The 18765-nt window shown below is 43.3% G+C and carries 18 protein-coding genes and 1 tRNA gene; 7 read left to right on the top strand and 12 right to left on the bottom strand.

Going from position 1 to position 18765, the window contains the following annotated elements; translation table 11 throughout:
• Positions 1-67 precede the first annotated feature (67 nt).
• Positions 68-2161, bottom strand: coding sequence for an ornithine carbamoyltransferase (gene argF / locus EFA47_RS20515; protein WP_122644059.1), 2094 nt, complete (start codon positions 2159-2161; stop codon positions 68-70).
• A 265-nt stretch (positions 2162-2426) separates the two neighbouring features.
• Between argF and EFA47_RS15460 the strand changes: the two genes are divergently transcribed.
• Positions 2427-2498 (top strand) — tRNA-Cys (locus tag EFA47_RS15460).
• Positions 2499-2690: 192 nt separating this feature from the next.
• Positions 2691-3329: a lactate utilization protein gene (locus EFA47_RS15465; protein WP_122644060.1), complete on the top strand. Its 639-nt coding sequence runs from the start codon at positions 2691-2693 to the stop codon at positions 3327-3329.
• 63 nt (positions 3330-3392) lie between these two features.
• Here the strand turns inward: EFA47_RS15465 and EFA47_RS15470 are convergent, their stop codons facing one another.
• From EFA47_RS15470 to EFA47_RS15510, 9 genes are all read right to left on the bottom strand, one after another.
• Entirely contained in the window at positions 3393-4097 is a 705-nt protein-coding gene (locus EFA47_RS15470; RefSeq protein WP_122644061.1) for an ABC transporter permease, read from the bottom strand.
• Positions 4090-5010, bottom strand: coding sequence for an ABC transporter ATP-binding protein (locus EFA47_RS15475; protein ID WP_122644062.1), 921 nt, complete (start codon positions 5008-5010; stop codon positions 4090-4092). The genes EFA47_RS15470 and EFA47_RS15475 overlap by 8 nt, the downstream gene beginning before the upstream one ends.
• A gap of 129 nt (positions 5011-5139) precedes the next feature.
• Positions 5140-6063 (bottom strand): sensor histidine kinase, encoded by a 924-nt coding sequence (locus tag EFA47_RS15480; RefSeq protein ID WP_122644063.1) that lies wholly within the window; start codon positions 6061-6063, stop codon positions 5140-5142.
• Entirely contained in the window at positions 6056-6754 is a 699-nt protein-coding gene (locus EFA47_RS15485; protein ID WP_122644064.1) for a response regulator transcription factor, read from the bottom strand. The genes EFA47_RS15480 and EFA47_RS15485 overlap by 8 nt, the downstream gene beginning before the upstream one ends.
• Before the next feature lie 225 nt (positions 6755-6979).
• Entirely contained in the window at positions 6980-8446 is a 1467-nt protein-coding gene (xylB, locus tag EFA47_RS15490) for a xylulokinase (RefSeq protein WP_122644573.1), read from the bottom strand.
• Positions 8447-8529: 83 nt separating this feature from the next.
• Positions 8530-10014, bottom strand: a complete 1485-nt coding sequence (locus EFA47_RS15495; protein WP_122644065.1) for an L-fucose/L-arabinose isomerase family protein — start codon at positions 10012-10014, stop codon at positions 8530-8532.
• Between the two features lie 123 nt (positions 10015-10137).
• On the bottom strand, positions 10138-10962 hold the full coding sequence (locus EFA47_RS15500; RefSeq protein ID WP_122644574.1) for an AraC family transcriptional regulator: 825 nt from the start codon (positions 10960-10962) through the stop codon (positions 10138-10140).
• A 368-nt stretch (positions 10963-11330) separates the two neighbouring features.
• Positions 11331-12368 (bottom strand): NAD(P)H-dependent amine dehydrogenase family protein, encoded by a 1038-nt coding sequence (locus EFA47_RS15505; protein WP_122644575.1) that lies wholly within the window; start codon positions 12366-12368, stop codon positions 11331-11333.
• A 175-nt stretch (positions 12369-12543) separates the two neighbouring features.
• The gene (locus EFA47_RS15510; protein ID WP_122644066.1) at positions 12544-13374 is read right to left on the bottom strand and encodes a MerR family DNA-binding transcriptional regulator; all 831 of its coding nucleotides are present in this window, start codon (positions 13372-13374) and stop codon (positions 12544-12546) included.
• A gap of 257 nt (positions 13375-13631) precedes the next feature.
• Between EFA47_RS15510 and EFA47_RS15515 the strand changes: the two genes are divergently transcribed.
• The 5 genes from EFA47_RS15515 to EFA47_RS15540 all read left to right on the top strand — a co-directional run bounded on the left by EFA47_RS15515 (position 13632) and on the right by EFA47_RS15540 (position 18053).
• Positions 13632-14495: a bacteriohemerythrin gene (locus EFA47_RS15515; protein WP_122644067.1), complete on the top strand. Its 864-nt coding sequence runs from the start codon at positions 13632-13634 to the stop codon at positions 14493-14495.
• A gap of 107 nt (positions 14496-14602) precedes the next feature.
• Positions 14603-15760 (top strand): MFS transporter, encoded by a 1158-nt coding sequence (locus EFA47_RS15520; RefSeq protein WP_122644068.1) that lies wholly within the window; start codon positions 14603-14605, stop codon positions 15758-15760.
• 260 nt (positions 15761-16020) lie between these two features.
• Positions 16021-16446, top strand: coding sequence for a MarR family winged helix-turn-helix transcriptional regulator (locus tag EFA47_RS15530; protein WP_122644069.1), 426 nt, complete (start codon positions 16021-16023; stop codon positions 16444-16446).
• A complete protein-coding gene (locus EFA47_RS15535; protein WP_330512212.1) occupies positions 16436-17281 on the top strand; it encodes a pirin family protein in 846 nt (281 codons plus the stop codon). The genes EFA47_RS15530 and EFA47_RS15535 overlap by 11 nt, the downstream gene beginning before the upstream one ends.
• Positions 17282-17624: 343 nt before the next feature.
• Positions 17625-18053: a hypothetical protein gene (locus EFA47_RS15540; protein WP_122644071.1), complete on the top strand. Its 429-nt coding sequence runs from the start codon at positions 17625-17627 to the stop codon at positions 18051-18053.
• 100 nt (positions 18054-18153) lie between these two features.
• Here the strand turns inward: EFA47_RS15540 and EFA47_RS15545 are convergent, their stop codons facing one another.
• Both EFA47_RS15545 and EFA47_RS20330 read right to left on the bottom strand, forming a co-directional pair.
• On the bottom strand, positions 18154-18378 hold the full coding sequence (locus EFA47_RS15545) for a hypothetical protein (RefSeq protein WP_122644072.1): 225 nt from the start codon (positions 18376-18378) through the stop codon (positions 18154-18156).
• Positions 18379-18434: 56 nt separating this feature from the next.
• Entirely contained in the window at positions 18435-18758 is a 324-nt protein-coding gene (locus tag EFA47_RS20330) for an ATP-binding cassette domain-containing protein (protein WP_206215541.1), read from the bottom strand.
• Between the last annotated feature and the right edge of the window lie 7 nt (positions 18759-18765).

The following is an 18765-nucleotide window of genomic DNA, read 5'->3' on the forward strand; positions in this document are numbered from 1 at the left end:
ATTTCAAAGGGGACAGACCCTTTTGCAAAAGGGTCTGTCCCCTTTGACCTCCATTTTCAGAATATTCTTAAAATTCTCCCAATGTTGCCGCCATTACCGCTTTGATTGTATGCATACGGTTCTCAGCCTCATCAAATACTTTTGACTGAGGAGATTCAAACACTTCATCTGTAACTTCCATGTCTTGAACCCCAAACCTATCCCCCATCTCTTTGCCTATCTTAGTCTTTAAATCGTGGAATGCTGGCAGGCAGTGGAGGAAAATAGCTCCATCTCCTGCATTCTCCATAACATCTGATGTAACTTTATAGGGCGAAAGCTCTTTAATCCGCTCCTCCCATACTTCCTCCGGCTCACCCATGGACACCCATACATCTGTATAGATAACATCAGCGCCCCTGGTCCCTTCCTGTACATCCTCAGTGAGGGTTATGGATGCACCCGACTCTGCCGCGTAACCCTTACAAGTTTTTACCAGCTCTGAATTTGGAAAATACTTTTCTGTCGTACATGCAACAAAATCCATCCCCATTTTTGCACATGCTATCATAAGCGAGTTACCCATGTTATATCTTGCATCTCCCATATAGACAAGTTTAATTCCTTTTAATTTTCCAAAATGCTCACGGATAGTCAAAAGATCTGCAAGCATCTGCGTGGGGTGATATTCATTCGTAAGTCCATTCCACACAGGCACTCCCGCATACTTTGCAAGTTCCTCCACTATCTCCTGCCCATATCCGCGGTATTCAATACCATCGTACATCCTGCCCAGCACTCTGGCCGTATCTTCAATACTCTCCTTTTTCCCAATCTGGGAGCCGTTAGGATCCAGGTAGGTTGTCCCCATGCCCATGTCATGTGCCGCCACCTCAAATGCACAGCGGGTCCTTGTACTTGTCTTTTCAAAAATAAGAGCCACATTTTTGCCCCGGAAATAATCTACTGGCACGCCATTTTTCTTTTTTTCTTTTAAATCAGCTGCCAAATCAAGCAGATGAGTAATCTCATCTGGAGTAAAGTCCTTTAATGTCAAAAAATTTCTTCCTTTTAAATTCATTGTATTTTTCCTTTCTATATTTATTAGTACATGTGTAAACCTGGGCAAGTGTATCCTCCCCCCGCGCTCTTCATACCGACGGGCTACCAGTCCATACAGCTCGTCCACCGTATAGATTTGGTACTTTGGAACCCTAAGCTGCTTTGCACTGGCCTCCAGCATCGCCAGATACAGTTCCTTATCAGTAAACGTCAGAGGGAGTTTTAAAACAAAAGCCATTTCCGCCTTCTCCCGGTCAGAAAGCAGGGACAGCTGATCCTCATACCATGCCTGGTCATGTGTCTGTTCCAGATAATAGATATATCCGTCTAAGCCATATAACATCCGCATGGCATCATAATAGCCGATTTTCATATTCTGCCTGCTTCTCCTGCTGTCAAATTCTATAATGCTCCCGAGTCCGACTCTGGGGCCAATGTGGTATTTCTCACTGTCCTGGGGCATCTTAACCCGGGGTTCCCTGCCCGGGCCATATATCCTGATTTCTATAATATCCGTATATCCCCGTTTTACAAGAGACTTCAGGGGAACGTTATTGACGACGCCTCCGTCAATATAACGCTTGCCATTGAGCTTCTCGTTCTTAAATCCCAGCAGATAGGCACTAGCCAGAAGGAAATCCTCAAGCATCCCTTCCGGAATATCCTCAATACTTAAATCCAGCTCTTTAAAATCTGTCAAGGAAAACGTCAGCAGAAAAAAACCCTTCCCGCAGTTTCTTATCTTTTCCTCATCAATCAGATCATGAATCAGCCTCCTAAGAGGCGTGACATCCACGCCCCCGTCTGAGAGCGTCCTCCATATCTCGGCGATCACATCCGTAAATTTATTTTCGCCGCCAAACAGCCGTTCCATCCAATCATCATCCACATCCATTACTCTGGAAAATGTCATGCTGCTCCAGATATTTTCAGCCTTCTCCACATCATCCATGCAGATAAGGGCACCATTCAAAGCACCCACGGATGTCCCGGCAACTGCACTTACTTTTATGCCTGCCTCCTTCAAGGCTTTCCATGCTCCGATCTGATACGCCCCCCTGGCGCCGCCCCCGTCAAGCACGATTCCGTATTCCTTTGATAAGTCCAACAGTACTTCCATACGCTCACCTCAATGTATGACAGTATACTATATACCAATATAAAAATGCAAATTTATAAGCCTTATCTGCAAATTTACTCACGCCTGATCCAATGCTTTTTACAGCATTATACCACAGGTTAAAGAATAGCGAAAACAAATATGCAAATCTTTACAAGAAATTCACAGCTGTCCAAAGACAGATTCTTTTCTTGACTATGCTTAATTTTTCTGGTATAATTTAGAAGCTGTATGAGTAAACTATACAGTAGTTAGTTTTAAATACGGCGCAGTAGCCAAGTGGTAAGGCGTGGGTCTGCAACACCCTGATTCACCGGTTCAAATCCGGTCTGCGCCTCTATAAATAGCGTATAGGACCAGTCCTTCTTTTGAGGGACTGGTTTTATATATATTTATTTATGCCAAGGGCGTACTCTGCTACTTTGGACTGGGAGGCTTTATCCATCCCCACACTCCCCCTGGATAAGGTCTGCGTAATACATCCGCCCACTAAATACAGTACAACAAACAGACAAATGGAGGAATGAACATGGAAGAGAACCGCAAAATCCGCAACCAGCATCTTGCAGCACACATTATAAAGAATCTGCAGATAAGGAATATAGCAGGCTATTATGCAGAAAGTAAGCAGGAGGCACTGCAGGCGGCGCTGAATCTGATCCCCGAGGGCAGCACTATCGGATGGGGCGGATCTGCGTCCATTTCTGAAATCGGCCTGAAGCAGGCAGTCTGTCAGGGGAATTACACAGTATATAACCGGGATATTTGTAAGACTCCTGAAGAGAAGCGTAAGATTGAACTGGCCTGTCTTGACAGCGACTATTTTTTAGCCAGTTCCAATGCTATCACCTATAATGGAGAGCTGGTCAATATTGATAAGTTTGGCAACCGTATTGCCGCTATTGCATTCGGGCCCAGAAACGTTATCCTCATCGTGGGTATGAATAAAGCCGTCCCCACCCTGGATGAGGCCATCAGCAGGGTGCGCAATGAAGCTACCCCCATAAATGCTGTACGTCTGGATACATATACTCCATGCCGCAGCAAAGGCTTATGTTATGACTGCAAGGGCACCAGCTCAAATTGCTGCCAGATGCTTGTAACAAGAAATTCAGGAGTGGAGGACAGAATAAAAGTCATACTTGTGAATGACAGCCTTGGTTTCTAAAATTATATCTGCTATATTTTAGGGCCTGTTTGGTTCATCCATTACCAAACAGGCCCTAAAACATTAAATCAAATCCTTTGTCTCTGCGCTGCATATAGTAAGGACAGCAAACCCCAGAGAAATAAATGTAAGGATTGCAGGAAATATTCTGTTTCCTGCCATAGAAAAGTCCCCTATATTAGCCTGGGTTAGAAAAATCAGCAAGAAAGAAGTTATAATCGCTGCCTTTGAAGACCTCATCCTTATCCCAACAAAAAGAGCAATAAACCCCATACTTACAATGACAAAGGATTTCACGGCCAGCTGCGCGTAAAACGAAAGGCTGCCCATATCTATATCTATAATAAATGAGGTTTCCATAAATCTTGACCCCACAAATATACTTGTGTAGATAAATAGTTTAGTCAAGATCAGGGCGGCATAATTAAAAATCCAGACCGCCAGCATTTGGGATGCCAGTATTTTTTGACGTTTAATGGGATAGGAAAACATTAAATTCATCGTCTTATTTTTATATGCGCTTACAATAAAGGACGCCAGCATAACACTGGTAAAAATTAAAAACGACATGCTTGTAAACAATTCCACAGAAGAAGATATAACATTCGCCCCAGGCGCCGCATCCAGTGTCCCATCTGGATCCTCAGCTATTCCCCAGAACGCCAGCGCAAAAATAAACAGACAAAGCAGGACTGCCAGCATAACCGCACTGTATATATATTTTTTAAGATTATTTTTTTTCCATTCCATCCTGATTAATTTAACCATTTATACCACCTTCCGTTATCTTCAGGAAAAAATCTTCCAAAGATTCTGACTTTTTGTTAATTGAAATCAGCTCCACATTATCTTGTAACATAGCTTTGGTTATACTCTGTATGCTTACTTTAGGTTCATAAATACGGATTTTGCCTCCGTCCACAATTTTAAAATTATGCAGTCCCAGTGTATCAGACAGTATATATGCCCCCTTTTCTATGTTGCCTGTAATGAGCTCTATATAGGCTGTATTCATCTCCTTTATATCTTTCATGGCGCACTCTTTAGCCATTTTCCCTTGGCAAATGACTCCTACTGTATCAGCAAGGTTTTCTATCTCGGAAAGTTGGTGGCTGGATATAAACAGTGTCATTCCATACTCTGTACAGAGCATACGGAATAAATCCCTGATTTGTTTCATACCGGCAGGATCCAGTCCGTTTGTAGGCTCATCCAATACCATAAGCTCTGGCTTGGACAACACTGCACGGGCGATGCCCAGCCTTTGTTTCATTCCCAAAGAATATCCCTTTACTGCCCTGTCAGCAGCTTCATTCAAATTTAGCATTTCAAGAGCTTCTCCCACACTCCCATGGTTATAATATCCCATGTAATCACAATGAAGCTTAAGATTATCCCTGCCGCTCATCTGTTCATAAAACGTTGGAAATTCAATGACGCTCCCCATACGTTTCAATACCTCATAGGAGGCAGGGGACAGGACTTCCCCAAATAGCTCAACCGTACCACTAGAAGGTTTCCATAGATTAGTTATCATTTTCATAACTGTAGTTTTGCCCGCCCCATTAGGCCCCAGAAAGCCGTAGATTTCCCCTTTCCTGACATGGATGCTGATATCCTTCACCAAATCCCTGCCTCCCATAGTCTTTGTCAGGTGGTCTGTTGTTAAAATATAACTCATAAATTTTTCCTCCTTTAAGGCAATTGTAACGCCAGGGATTTGCAAAACTCTTGAATAATTCTTACAAATTTCTTTCATATATTACTGATGGCGCGTCCCAGAACCAATCCTCAGACACGCCATGATCTTTTATTTTTTGAGCTGCACCGTGAATATGGTCTCAACTCCTGGTTCACTATAAAGGGTAATATCGCCGTCCATCCTGGCGGCCAGATTTTTTGCAATCGTCAGGCCCAGGCCATTTCCCTGTATATCACGGCTCCGTGAATCTTCTAGGGTGTAAAGCCGTTCAAATATAGCAGAGGCAAACTCCTTCTCAATTCCCCTCCCCTTATCTTTCACATCTATATATACTAAAGAATCGTCTTGGCGTACATTTATCCCAACATATTTCCCTTCATTCCCATAGCGGACCACATTTGTAATTAAATTTGAGAGAATCCTTCCTACCGCCCCTCTGTCACACTGGGCATAAACCGGCTTGTCTGGAACAGATATTTCCACTTCAAAATTATTTTTAAATAAAATGTCATAAAAACTCAAAATATTCTCCCGGCAAATTTCTGCGATATCAGTCCTGCAGATACACACTGGCGTGTCTCCTGCCTCCAGCTTTGCCAAAGAAAAAAACTGGCTGAGCATTTCCATTACCTGCTTCGCCTTTTCCTCTGTTTTCCGAAGCATTTCATCTTCTGCATGGTTCAGGCGCATAATCTCCAAATATCCCAAGATTACTGTCAGCGGAGTCTTTATATCATGGGATATATTGGCCAGCATTTTTTTCGAAGAAATCTCTGTCCTCTTAAAATCCACCTTAATTTTCTGGCGGTCAATCAGCAATTCATTTATGCGGGACATCAATTCAATCAGTGCTTTATTCGATGTAAATTCCATAACCCGCTCATCGCTGCCGCTCTCTAAAATATGTTCCAGCTTTTTGCTGACTTTTATTAACTTTTTCTGCATTTCCTTAATATAGATACATTGCTGAAGCAAAATGATAAGCAGCAGGAAGATAGCCGCTCCCCCAAAAATAAAAATCATATCATTCATCCCGGATCTCCCCCAGCTTATAGCCAATCCCCCACACGGTCACAATATACTGCGGCTTACGGGGATGATCGTCAATTTTATTGCGCAATCTGCTGATATGTACGTTTACAGCATTTTCATCCCCTAAATAGGCATCGTTCCATACAATAGAATATATCTGCGCTTTTGTATACACTTTTCCAGGATTCTGCATAAATAACCTCAGTATTTCAAATTCCTTTGCAGTCAGTTCTATGGGCCTTCCCTTTTTAGTCACAGAGAAATCTTCTAAATTCATGGCCAACTCCCCATGCCTAATACATTCGGCCATATCAGAAATCCGTGGCGCATACTGAGTCGTCCTCCTGATATTTGCTTTAACCCGGGCCAAAAGCTCTGAGACAGAAAATGGCTTTGTAATGTAATCATCCGCCCCTAATCCCAGGCCCAAAGTCTTGTCAGAGTCTGAGTCTTTTGCAGAAATTATTATAATAGGGACAGTATTTCTTTCTCTTATTCTGCGCATTACTTCCATGCCATTTATTTTGGGAATCATAAGATCCAGCAGGACAAGACTATATATATCCGAAAAAAACGTGTTACAGGCGCTCTCACCATCGCCGGCTGTTTCCACCTCAAAACCTTCAGCGGAGAGAAAGTTTTTTAACATGGTACTTATCTCTAAATCATCTTCCACCAATAATATTTTCATTTATACCTCCCTATACAATCACACAGTTATTTTTATTATATTGTGCTTGCACTGGACTGGCAATCACAGGGCGCAAAAAAACTAAAAATATGCCTTCCCACAAAAAAGGGTCCGGGATTTTGCCGCACGCCAGCGGCAATTCCGGATCCTTTCACGAATCTTATCAGATACCTCAGCCTCCCCTATCCATAGGGAGATATATAAAAGGTTCTTAACTATTAAAATTTACATTTCTTGAAATAATGGTTTCACAGCGGGGTATATCTTTCTGAATTTCTGGTAAGATTCTTCATATTTTTCTACCAGTCCAAGGGACGGCTCTACTGTCTCTACAACCTTCACCAGCCTCTTTGCGGCTTCTTCCACAGAGGCAAACTCTCCGCAGCCTACAGCAGCCAGCATAGCGCCTCCATATCCCGGGCCCTCTTCACTCTCTATGACGTCTACCTTTAAATTCATGACATTTGCAATGATTTTTTTCCACAGCGCACTCTTGGCGCCGCCCCCGCAGATTTTTGTCCGTTCTATGTGGATTCCCAGGCTCCTCGCAACTTCCAGTGAATCTCTTAAGCCAAATGCAACTCCTTCTAAGACAGCCTGGGTCATATCCTCCCTTGTTGTGTCCATAGACATGCCAATAAAGGCTGCGCGTGCTTTTGGGTCATTATGAGGGGAGCGCTCTCCCATCAGATAGGGCAGATAAAATACTCTGTTTTCTCCCAACCGCACTATTTTTTCCTGCTCCTCTTTATATTCTGCTGTCCTCAAAATTTCGTCCATCCACCACTTATTGCAGGATGCAGCACTCAGCATACATCCCATCAAATGATAATGCCCGTCGGCATGGGCAAAGGAGTGCAGCGCATTATGGTCATCCACACCAAAGGTGCTGCTGGAAATAAAGATTGTGCCTGACGTCCCAAGTGACACATTGCACATCCCCTCCCCTACCGTTCCTGTCCCTACCGCAGCAGCCGCATTATCACCGGCGCCAGCCACTATTTTTACATTTTCCGTAAATCCAAGCTCTGCGGCCAAATCTGACTTTATAGTCCCTACAACGTCATAGCTTTCATACAGACATGGAAGCTGGCCCTCCGTTATCCCACAAATTTCCAGCATCTCTTTTGACCAGCACTTATGCCTGACATCCAATAAAAGCATTCCTGACGCATCCGAATAGTCTGTGCAGAATACTCCGCTTAATTTATAAGCCAGATAATCCTTGGGGAGCATAATTTTATTTATTCTTGAAAAATTATCCGGCTCATGTTTCTTCATCCATAAAATCTTAGGGGCTGTAAATCCTGCAAAGGCAATATTTGCCGTGTAGGCCGAAAGCTTCTCCCTGCCAATAACGTCATTTAAATACTCCGTCTCCTCAAAAGTCCGGCCGTCATTCCACAATATAGCCGGCCTTATTACTTCATCCTTTTCGTCCAGCACCACAAGTCCATGCATTTGGCCCCCAAAACCAATCCCTGCAATCTTTGACCTATCACAATCTGCAGTCAGTTCCTTAATCCCCTCCACTGCCTGCCCATACCAGTCAGCAGGATTCTGCTCCGACCAACCCGGCATCGGGAAATATAAAGGATACTCCTTTGATACAATTTTGTGAATTTTTCCAATTTCATCCATTAATAATAATTTTACAGCAGATGTTCCTAAATCTATACCTATATAAAGCATGATTACCTCCAAATGAACAATGGGGACAGACCCTTTTGCAAAAGGGTCTGTCCCCATTGCCCTCCATTTTCTGAATATTCTGTCTACTTCCAGGGATTCTCCGTGGGATACCGTACCCCAGCGGGTTGATTATACCCAATTTCTTCTACCGGCACACCAATGTACTTGAATACTTCAAACAGAGCCTTTCCATGGTTTCCGAATGCCACGGCCCCATGGTGGGGATAGTTACCCTCTATCAATACGTGGCGGTAAAATCTTCCCATTTCATGAATTGCAAATATGCCGATAGACCCAAAAGATCTTGTAGCTACAGGAAGCACCTCTCCCTGGGCAATATATGCCCGCAATTTGCAGTCTGCCGTGCTCTGCAGGCGGTAAAATGTAATATCTCCGGGGATTATGTCTCCCTCCAGGGTTCCTTGCGTCACTTCTTCCGGCAGGGTTCTTGCCATAATCATCTGATATTTCATCTCACAGAAGGACAGTTTTTTAGAGGCTGTGTTGCCGCAGTGGAACCCCATAAAAATATCCTTTTGTGTGTAATTAAATTGATCCTTTATATCTTCCTGATACATGTCCGCGGGCACTGTGTTATTAATATCCAGCAGCGTTACTGCATCCTCACTTACCACTGCCCCAATGAACTCACTCAGCGCCCCATATATATCGACTTCACAAGATACCGGGATGCCCCGGGCAGCCAGGCGGCTGTTTACATAACACGGCACAAACCCAAATTGGGTCTGGAATGCCGGCCAGCACTTCCCGGCAATCGCGACATATTTTCTGTAGCCTCTGTGTTCCTCTATCCAATCCATTAGTGTAATTTCATACTGGGCCAGTTTTGCAAGTATCTCTGGCTTTTTATTGCCCGCCCCCAGTTCCTCTTCCATCTCTTTAGCTATAGTAGGGATCCGCTCATCACCTGCATGTCTGTTAAACGCTTCAAATAAATCCAGTTCGGAATTTTCTTCTATTTCAACTCCCAGGCTGTAAAGCTGCTGTATGGGTGCATTACATGCCAGAAAGTTCAGGGGGCGCGGGCCAAAGCTGATGATTTTCAGGCTGTTAAGTCCTATAACCGCCTTAGCCACGGGCCGGAATTCATGTATCATGTCCGCACATTCTTCCGCAGTCCCCACAGGATATTCGGGAATATAGGCTTTAATCCCCCTCAGTTTTAAATTATAGCTTGCATTGAGCATACCGCAGTATGCATCCCCCCGCCCCTGTATTAGGTTACTGCCTGTCTCTTCGGCGGCTGCAAGAAACATCTTAGGCCCATCAAAATGCTTTGCCAGTAAGGTTTCCGATATCTCCGGGCCAAAATTACCAAGGTATACAGCAAGGGCATTACAGCCGGCTCGTTTTATGTCCTTAAGGGCCTGGACCATATGTATCTCGCTCTCCACAATACAGACTGGGCACTCGTAGATCTCCTCATCTCCATATTTATTCTTGTATGCCTCAATCAGCGCCTCCCTGCGTGAAACTGACAGGCTCTCCGGGAAACAATCTCTGCTGACAGCCACAACTCCAATTTTTAATTCCGGCATATTATCCATAAAATGCACCTTCCCTTCTTAATTTTAAGCAGTATGCTCCTAACACACTATCCTCCACTGTGCCATAAAATCATTTTACCAGATATACGCTCCTCTTTCGACCAAATACTTATGGTAAGAATGTCACTTTCTTGTCATTTTTCTATATTCACTGGGCAATATCCCATATTTCCTGCGAAACGCCTTAGCCAAGGCACGGCTGTCCGAAAATCCATTTTTCATAGCTATCTCCCCAAGTGTCCGGTCAGTTTCAGACAATTCCCTATATGCGTGTTCCAGGCGCACATTCTGTAAATAAGGCCTGTAATTAATCCCCCCATACTTTTGAAACAGCTTCGAAAGATAAGTAGGTGAATAGCCAAATATTTCTGCCAGTCCTTCCAGTGAAATATCCTCAGTATAATGTTCCTTTATATACGAGGTAATGACCGACAGCCGGCTCAGCTTCTGGTTTTTCCTCAGCATATCCAGGCTGGCCTCTGACTCCCGGTATTTTGTTACCATAAAATATAGCAGCATGTAAAAAAGGCTCTGTATTTTGAGTTCATATCCTATAAACTGCCTATCATATGCCTCATATATATCCGAGACTAAAGACATCACTTTCTTGTCATGTGACTTTGGATTATGTGTAAATCTTATAAATTCCTCCCCTGTATAATATGCTTCAAAAACTTTCAGAGGGATCTGTATTACCACGGTCCTATTTGGACAGGGCGCATCAATAGCATGAATTTCATTGGAATTCACCAGCATAAATTCATCCGATCTAAGTATATATTCTTCTTCATTCATTTTGAAAACCAAATCCCCCTCAAACACAGCAAATATCTCCACAGAACTATGCCAGTGTTTCCCCCGGGAATAGTTTCCATCTTTCCCCTCAAATATAAACATTTTAAAGGGAAGTCCCTGAATGGGCAAAATCATCTCATGCCTGGATTCCATCATCCCACGCCCTCTCCATAGATAACTCTGTACCTTACCCGCCGCGCTATAACACATATCTACAGCACAAAGGTTTGTTTTAGTATAGCAGACCTAAAATGCTTATACAACATACTCCCCTGCATACCCGCCCCCAAATGTAGGACAATGCAAAAACCCCGGTACAAGCATACAGGGCATCAGACTAGCAGCCATGCAAGCATCAGGTATTAGCCCCCCGCAGCAGCAGCCAAATGGACGCTTAGGCATGTCCCCTTGGCGCGCTGCTGGCGGGAAATAAAATACGCCCTCCGGGCAGACAATTCTTTCTGTCTGCCTGGAGGGCGTATGGTTATGTGCACTTTATGCCAGATTAGAACCTCTCTAAACTAATTCAAATACATGTGCATAGGCCAAGCAAGATATTCCACGTCATCCAGCTTCTCAGCAGTAATATAACCCGCCGGCGCATTCAGGATAGTGGGAATACGGTTCACTAAGGTAGCGCATGTGTGCTCTGGTGTAGCTGGCTTTACCACATGGAATTCTGTATCCGGCTCACCGATGATTTTCCAGTCACACATATCCCCGTCGTCAGGCCCATATACCTTTCCAATACACTGTGTCTCGATTGTAATCCCCTGGAATGTTTCTGTCGTGACAACTGCGCTCATTCCAATACAGTTTCCTTTTTTAATTGTCTCCCCAGTAGTCTCACACCATAAATCTTTGTCATAAAAATAAGGTACGCACTTCTGGCTGATTGACTGAATCGTCAGGCCCAGTTTATTGGCCAGAGCTTCATTGGAATTCCATACATAAGCAGGCTCCAGCACCTCCGGATGGGCGATCTGTGCTTCAAACTCGTCCGGAGTCAGGCCGACCCCATGTGCTTTTGCAAGCGCCAGCCCATAGTCCTCCACATTATAGCTGACTGCGCCTTCTATCTTCTTGATACTCTGCACGCCGCCTGCTACAGCGCCTACCATATTTACCCAGAAAATATCCTGCATGCCTGTTCCAGTAATAGTACAATTATGCTCCTTTGCAAGCTTATCCAGGCGGTTTGTAATGGCAGCAGCGGTGGTCCATGGGTAAATAGCCTCCTCACAGGTAGTCACTACATTGATTCCCCTAGACAGGCAGCGTTCGAAGTGAGGCTCCACATCTGACACAAAGCTGAACAATGTAACAACAGCAATATCAGCATCACATTCATCCAATACCGCATCAGCGTCAGAACGAATTGGAACATTCAGCTTTACGCCCAGCTCTGCATAATCTCCGGCGTCCATCCCTACTACCTCTGGGTTGGTATCGATAGCGCCTACTATCTCTGCCCCCTTTTCATACAGATACCTTAAAATATACTTGCTCATTTTGCCACAGCCATACTGTACTACACGGACCTTTTCAAGATTTACCATTTCCATTACCATCCTTTCATATATGCATTTTTCTGCAGATTATTGTCTGCCAGAGTGTCTTTCATAAAATCGCGGCCTGCATCTTGCCAGGAATAATTATCAAGCACACCCTAGATCTTGCCTTAGATTATAAAGCCTGCTTCCGCTATAAGGTCAAGGATATTTTGTTTTTTTATTAACGAAATCTGACCGGAACCTGAAGCCTCAGGTAAAGTCCCCTGGAATCCCCCCTGGTTACTGGTATATCAGCAATAGATTCACATAGATAATCCCCACAAACCTCACACCCCGCATTCTTAATATACTTCAACAGACGGGAAATATACTCCTTTTCCTTATAAAAGTCATCACAATAAATACACGCATAATTACCTGCGGGAATTGTAGTAATCAATTCTTCCTTTACAAATTCACGGTCTACAAAAACAAATACTTCTGTGGCATAAAAACGGGGAACAAGAAAATCCTGCTGCCGGAGAATGGTTCCCGCATTGCAGAAATAAATCTGAGGAAGGTTATCCATCAGAAACCGGTCCTGCAAACGCCTGAGGGCATTTTCATAATACTCTGTATCATGCTCATAAAAATTCATCCCTGTGTCGATCACATACATTTGCCTCTGTCCAATATATTCCATCTGCAGTGTCCCGTCCGGAGGGGCGCTGCGGTATCTGGAAAAGCTCTCTATTGTGCGTTCCAATGCCCGGCGCTGGCATTTCAGCGCCCGGATATCCTCCTCTGTCTGGCGGTATTTTTCTTTCAATGCCGCTTCTACACAAGACAGATCCTTCTGCTCCAATTGGTATTTAATCTCCTTCAGGGATATCCCCAGGCTCTTCATATATTGTATAATATCTAAAAGTGCGCTCTGCTTAATATCATAATACCGGTAACCATTCTCGCCCCGCATACTGGGAGAAAACAGGCCGATTTTATCATACAGGCGCAATGTCTGTTCAGAAATATGGTTCAATTTTGCCATCTCCCCAACTGTTAAACGCTCCATAACCGCACCTCCTCTTGCCGCCCCAAAACCTTATACCTATAATAAGGTTTGAGGCTACAAAACTCTTCATATTTATAGGAATATTATACCGGAGTCTTTCGGAAATGGCAAAGAAGCTTTTCTTAGAAATAAGCATCCGAAAAATAAAATATTATCTTTTATGCTGTGATTATCCTTTTATTCATGCTATAATAATAAAACTGCGCATACAGCGCCAGCCAGCTCTATAATGCAGCTATAACAGGAGGTATACAAAGATGATGTGGAAGGAAAATTACCGTCTAGGTATAGACCGTATCGATAACCAGCACATAGAATTATTTGACAGGACGGAAAATCTAATCAAAGATATTACTCAAAATGCACCTATTGAAGTCTACAGAGAGGCGCTCGGCTTCTTAAAGGATTATGTGATTTACCATTTCCGGGATGAAGAAGAGTACCAGGCCTCTATCCATTATGAAGGACTGGAAGAACATAAGAAGGAACACCTAAACTTTACCAAAACTGTTTTGGAATATGAGGATAAACTAGAGAAGAACAATTTTGATGTGCACACACTGAAAGATCTGGCCGGGGTTATCACTGCCTGGCTCATATACCATGTGGCAGACACAGACCAGAAAATTGTGGCAGGACGCCCCCAGTACACTGGGGGAAGTTTTGATTCTAACATGAAGCTCTTCTCCAGCAGCGCCATTGATGTTATAAACACTATGGCCGGCATTGACCTGGGAACTGCCCGGCAGGAAGTTGTGGCAGGACGCCCCATACAGGGAGATGTATTTATTGAACTCCCCTTCATAGGTGCGCTTAATGGCAAAGCTATTTTCGGTTTTTCCAAAGAACTAGCCTTAAGTCTTGTAAGCACTATGACCATGATGGAGTATCATGAATTGGATGAACTGGTGCTCTCCGCTCTCTGTGAGCTCACAAATATCTCCTGCGGAAATGTAGCAGGCCGTCTTGCGGGACAGGGTATCCTGTGTGATATCAAGCCTCCTGTAATAAAGGAGAAGAAAGACTATATACAAAACCCGGTGACAGGCATATATATCGATACAGGAGTGGGAGGCCTGGAGGTTGTTGCAATGCTTAACGAAACATCCCCCATTAAATAATCCTTCCAACTCCCCCTTAACCCCTGCCTCTTCAGCCAGGCGGACGCTTACATACCCCGCATTATACACCTAATGCTTATTGTACTGTTTTGGGAGGAAAAATAGAAATGTACTCACTTTTACTTGGACTTATTTATATAGCTTTTATCAGCCTTGGACTTCCTGACTCACTTCTCGGATCGGGATGGCCCGCTATGCATAATGACCTGAATGTCCCTATATCCTTTATGGGAATTGTTTCAATGATTATATCCGGCGGGACCATTATATCAAGTATTCTCTCTGATAAGCTGACAAGAAAATTAAGTACCCGCATTGTAACTGTAGGCAGTATCTTCCTCACGGTAGTTGCCCTGCTTGGCTTTTCTTTTTCGGGCCAATTCTGGCAGCTTATTATATTTGCAGTTCCATATGGCCTTGGCGCCGGTGCAGTTGATGCCGCATTAAATAATTATGTTGCCCTTCACTATACATCAAGGCATATGAGCTGGCTCCATTGCTTTTGGGGCGTCGGAGCCATTGTCAGTCCATTTGTCATGAGCGGCGCTTTGACATATTCCACCTGGAATAACGGGTACCGCACTGTAGCTTTTATCCAACTCGGTATTGGCCTGCTTCTCCTTGCCACGCTTCCTGTCTGGAAGGTCAATCAGCAAAATACTGCAGAAAACACAAAAAGTATGGGGGTAATCGATGCACTGAAAATTAAAGGGGTTCCTTATCTTTTAATTGGTTTTTTTGCATATTGTTCTGCAGAGGCAACCGCCATGTATTGGGCCAGTACATATCTGGTCGAAGTAAAGGGGATAACGACAGACCAGGCCGCCCTATTTGCTTCACTATTTTACATAGGATTGACCATCGGCAGATTCCTCGGTGGATTTGTAATGAATAAACTAGGTGACAGAAGGATGATCCTTCTTGGCGCTTGTATTTTATTCTGCGGCATTATTTCTCTGCTGATTCCCGGCAGGAGCCCAGCCGTCTCACTTGCAGGATTTATCATTATCGGTTTTGGATGCGCCCCCATCTATCCCTGTATCATCCACTCCACGCCGAATAATTTCGGGGCAGAAAACTCTGGGGCAATTATCGGAATCCAAATGGCAAGCGCTTATGCAGGAACCACATTCATTCCGCCTCTATTTGGATTTCTCGGCAATTTAATTAGCTTTGCAATACTTCCCGTATACCTTTTTATCTTTATCATAATCATGGTATGTATGACGGAATTAACATTCAGGATTACGGAAAAAGCGCAGTAAAAATATTTGTATTCCTCTTTTGTGTCATTCAGACAATACTCTATGAATCATACTGCATATCCTCTCCCTCTGTATTTCCCCAAAACCCACAGACAATAGGTATAAAAGCAGTTATCCCCAGTACCAGGAATCCATGCAGTTTCCTGGTACTGGCCATGCTGCATAGATGTTTTTGAGAAGGATTTTCTTAGGACTTGACAATTATCTCTATGTAGATTAAAATATCTCTATGTAGAGATATTTGGGAGGAGGCGCAAAATTTGGCCAAACAGGAATTAAAAATATTAATAGGGATACATCGGATGGCAAACGCGATAGACAGAAAAACAAGCAGGCTGCTGCAGCCATACCAATTAACTCTGGGGCAGTTTGCAGTTTTGGAGGCCCTTTACCATAAAGGGGATATGGCAGTGGGCCAAGTACAGGAAAAGATATTGAGCAGCAGCGGGACCATCCCTTTGATTATACAGAATCTGGAAACACGCGGACTTTTGGTCCGGCTAAAGGACGAGGCAGACAGAAGACGCTGTATTCTGCAGTTGACAGAACCGGGGAGGGCATTGATCGAAGAAGTATATCCCCAAAATGAATCCATGATCCTGAATGAATTTCAGATCTATAGTGAGGAGGAGAAGGCAGAATTAACTTCTCTTTTAAAAAAATATAAGGGGGAAAATGATGGATAGAAAAGCAGGACAATTGATACAGGGATTTTTGACACAGGATGGCGCGGGCGTAAGCCTGGTACGGGTATTGGGCAGCCAGACAATGGAGGCCTTCGATCCAATCCTAATGCTTGATTCTTTTGACAGCCAAAATCCGGCCGATTATACAGCAGGGTTTCCTATGCATCCCCACCGGGGCATTGAGACAATCAGCTATGTTGTAAAAGGGAAGATGCAGCATCGGGACAGCCTGGGATATTCTGATACAATCTCAGATGGAGAGGTACAATGGATGACAGCAGGTTCCGGGATTCTACATGAAGAGATGATACCAGAATCTAAGCGGCTCTTGGGAGTGCAGCTGTGGCTGAATCTCCCTCAGAAGGATAAAATGACAGCACCCGTTTACCACAGCATAAAGAAGGAAGAAATTCAAGAAATCGCCCTGGACGGCGGTAAGCTGCGTCTATTGGCAGGAAACTACAAAGAATACTCCGGTTATCAGGGAAAATATCTGCCGTTGGATTATTATGATATCCAGCTAGACTCTGGGTCAGAGATTGTCATTGACACAGAGCCAGACCGTTCTATTATGCTTTTTACATTATCTGGCGGGGCCAAGGTTGGGACTACCCACATACCTGAGAAAACTGCTGTAAAGCTGACCAGAGGAGAACATGTAAATCTGCAGAATCCAGGAAAAGAGAAGTCACATATATTATGGATTAGTTCTGTCAGGCTAGATGAACCTATATCCTGGGGCGGCCCCATCGTGATGAACACGGAGAAAGAGTTGAAAAAGGCTTTTGCAGAACTAAGAGCGGGAACATTTTTAAAGGATGACATTTTTGTATAGCCGGCTGAATAGTAAGAATTAAGACAGAGGCGCAGAGTTAGATGGAGTACTGAAACGTCAAAAACTTATCCCTGAACCTGACTTTTCACATTATCTGCGCCGTCTGCTCATGCGCGGAACCGTAGCTGAAGGAGCTGGAGTGAGCGCAGTAGATGCGCTTTATCGGCTTTTATCTCAAATGCACATTACACCGGTGAAAGAAAGTTTTCCTTTACGGCTGTGTACCTGTTTAAACTTGCTGAACAGACAGCGTTACATCATACACAATATCCTGTACTTCAAAGCATTGCTAACCTGTATCTAAAAAAGCAAATCATACTGGATAAGTAAAAAGGAGGCTGTTATGCCAAAACCACTATTTACAAAGCTGGTCGCGATCTGTGCGATCGGCTTTCTTTGTTCCTCTTTCGGTATCGTATATGGGTTAAATGCCCGTGACAAAAGCCTGTGTATTTTAAGCAGTCTTATAGGCTTGTGCAGTATTGTTCGCTTTTTCTTACTTTTCCAGCAGTTCCGCACTAAATCCTACTGCACCTTAACGGGAATCTGCACCAAACATATTCCCTCTGCACTTTGGAATAAAACACAAAAAATTATGTTTACCACTCCTGAAGGAACTGAATATGAATTTGCTTTAGATAAACACCTAAAACTTCTTACAGGACATCATTATCGTCTATATTTTAAACCGCAGCTTTCCGGCACAGCAGATTCAGTCTATTCCTCACACTACTTTCTCGGATTTGAAGAATTACCCGCCCCTGCCTCTTAGAAATCTATTGAAAACTAAAATAAGCAAGGCACATGGAACGATTACGATTCATGCTACCCTGCTACTTAAAAAGTACATATTTATCATAATTTTAAAGAACTTATTCTTTATTCGCAAAATGCTGTCCAATAGCAAAACCTACTCCCGTGCCAATAGCAAGACCTACTCCTATTCCCACACCTCGTACGATAATTCCTGAAGATTCTACTGCCACTCCGAGTAGTATTCCTATACACATACCTGCTACCAGATAAATACTTATTACATTTTTTTTATTTCGTTTTTCTTTTGAACTATCCTTTTTAATCTCTTGATTTTCACTCACGCCTTTTCTTCCACCTTTCTTTTACATTTTCGACAAATCCGTAACAAACATTTTTATTAACCAACAGAAACTACTCTATCACATGTTTTACTAACATATTCATCATGTGTTATAATAATTATAATCTTTTCTTTTTTTATACTGCCTAAATAATTTATAAAAGATTTTATTGACTTTGAATCTAGCGCTGATGTCGGTTCATCAAATATCATTACTGGAGTATCTTTATATAACACTCTAAGTATCGCTATTTTTTGCTTTTCTCCACTGGATGTAGGTACGTTTTCTTCTTCAAAGAAAGAGCCTAGCGTTGCTTCTGTTTTAAATGAATTGTAGCAAATCCTACTATGTACTTCCATCCTTTCTTTACGAACGCGCACTTTTCTT

The organism is Luxibacter massiliensis (assembly GCF_900604355.1).
GTDB classification, from domain to species: domain Bacteria; phylum Bacillota; class Clostridia; order Lachnospirales; family Lachnospiraceae; genus Luxibacter; species Luxibacter massiliensis.

What these genes read in the sequence shown, in the direction of transcription:
- argF (WP_122644059.1), bottom strand. Translation starts at nt 2,161, where the DNA reads ATGGAAGTACTGTTGGACTTATCAAAGGAATACGGAATCGTGCTTGAC.
- EFA47_RS15465 (WP_122644060.1), top strand. Translation starts at nt 2,691, where the DNA reads ATGGAAGAGAACCGCAAAATCCGCAACCAGCATCTTGCAGCACACATT.
- EFA47_RS15470 (WP_122644061.1), bottom strand. Translation starts at nt 4,097, where the DNA reads ATGGTTAAATTAATCAGGATGGAATGGAAAAAAAATAATCTTAAAAAA.
- EFA47_RS15475 (WP_122644062.1), bottom strand. Translation starts at nt 5,010, where the DNA reads ATGAGTTATATTTTAACAACAGACCACCTGACAAAGACTATGGGAGGC.
- EFA47_RS15480 (WP_122644063.1), bottom strand. Translation starts at nt 6,063, where the DNA reads ATGAATGATATGATTTTTATTTTTGGGGGAGCGGCTATCTTCCTGCTG.
- EFA47_RS15485 (WP_122644064.1), bottom strand. Translation starts at nt 6,754, where the DNA reads ATGAAAATATTATTGGTGGAAGATGATTTAGAGATAAGTACCATGTTA.
- xylB (WP_122644573.1), bottom strand. Translation starts at nt 8,446, where the DNA reads ATGCTTTATATAGGTATAGATTTAGGAACATCTGCTGTAAAATTATTA.
- EFA47_RS15495 (WP_122644065.1), bottom strand. Translation starts at nt 10,014, where the DNA reads ATGGATAATATGCCGGAATTAAAAATTGGAGTTGTGGCTGTCAGCAGA.
- EFA47_RS15500 (WP_122644574.1), bottom strand. Translation starts at nt 10,962, where the DNA reads ATGGAATCCAGGCATGAGATGATTTTGCCCATTCAGGGACTTCCCTTT.
- EFA47_RS15505 (WP_122644575.1), bottom strand. Translation starts at nt 12,368, where the DNA reads ATGGTAAATCTTGAAAAGGTCCGTGTAGTACAGTATGGCTGTGGCAAA.
- EFA47_RS15510 (WP_122644066.1), bottom strand. Translation starts at nt 13,374, where the DNA reads ATGGAGCGTTTAACAGTTGGGGAGATGGCAAAATTGAACCATATTTCT.
- EFA47_RS15515 (WP_122644067.1), top strand. Translation starts at nt 13,632, where the DNA reads ATGATGTGGAAGGAAAATTACCGTCTAGGTATAGACCGTATCGATAAC.
- EFA47_RS15520 (WP_122644068.1), top strand. Translation starts at nt 14,603, where the DNA reads ATGTACTCACTTTTACTTGGACTTATTTATATAGCTTTTATCAGCCTT.
- EFA47_RS15535 (WP_330512212.1), top strand. Translation starts at nt 16,436, where the DNA reads ATGATGGATAGAAAAGCAGGACAATTGATACAGGGATTTTTGACACAG.
- EFA47_RS15540 (WP_122644071.1), top strand. Translation starts at nt 17,625, where the DNA reads ATGCCAAAACCACTATTTACAAAGCTGGTCGCGATCTGTGCGATCGGC.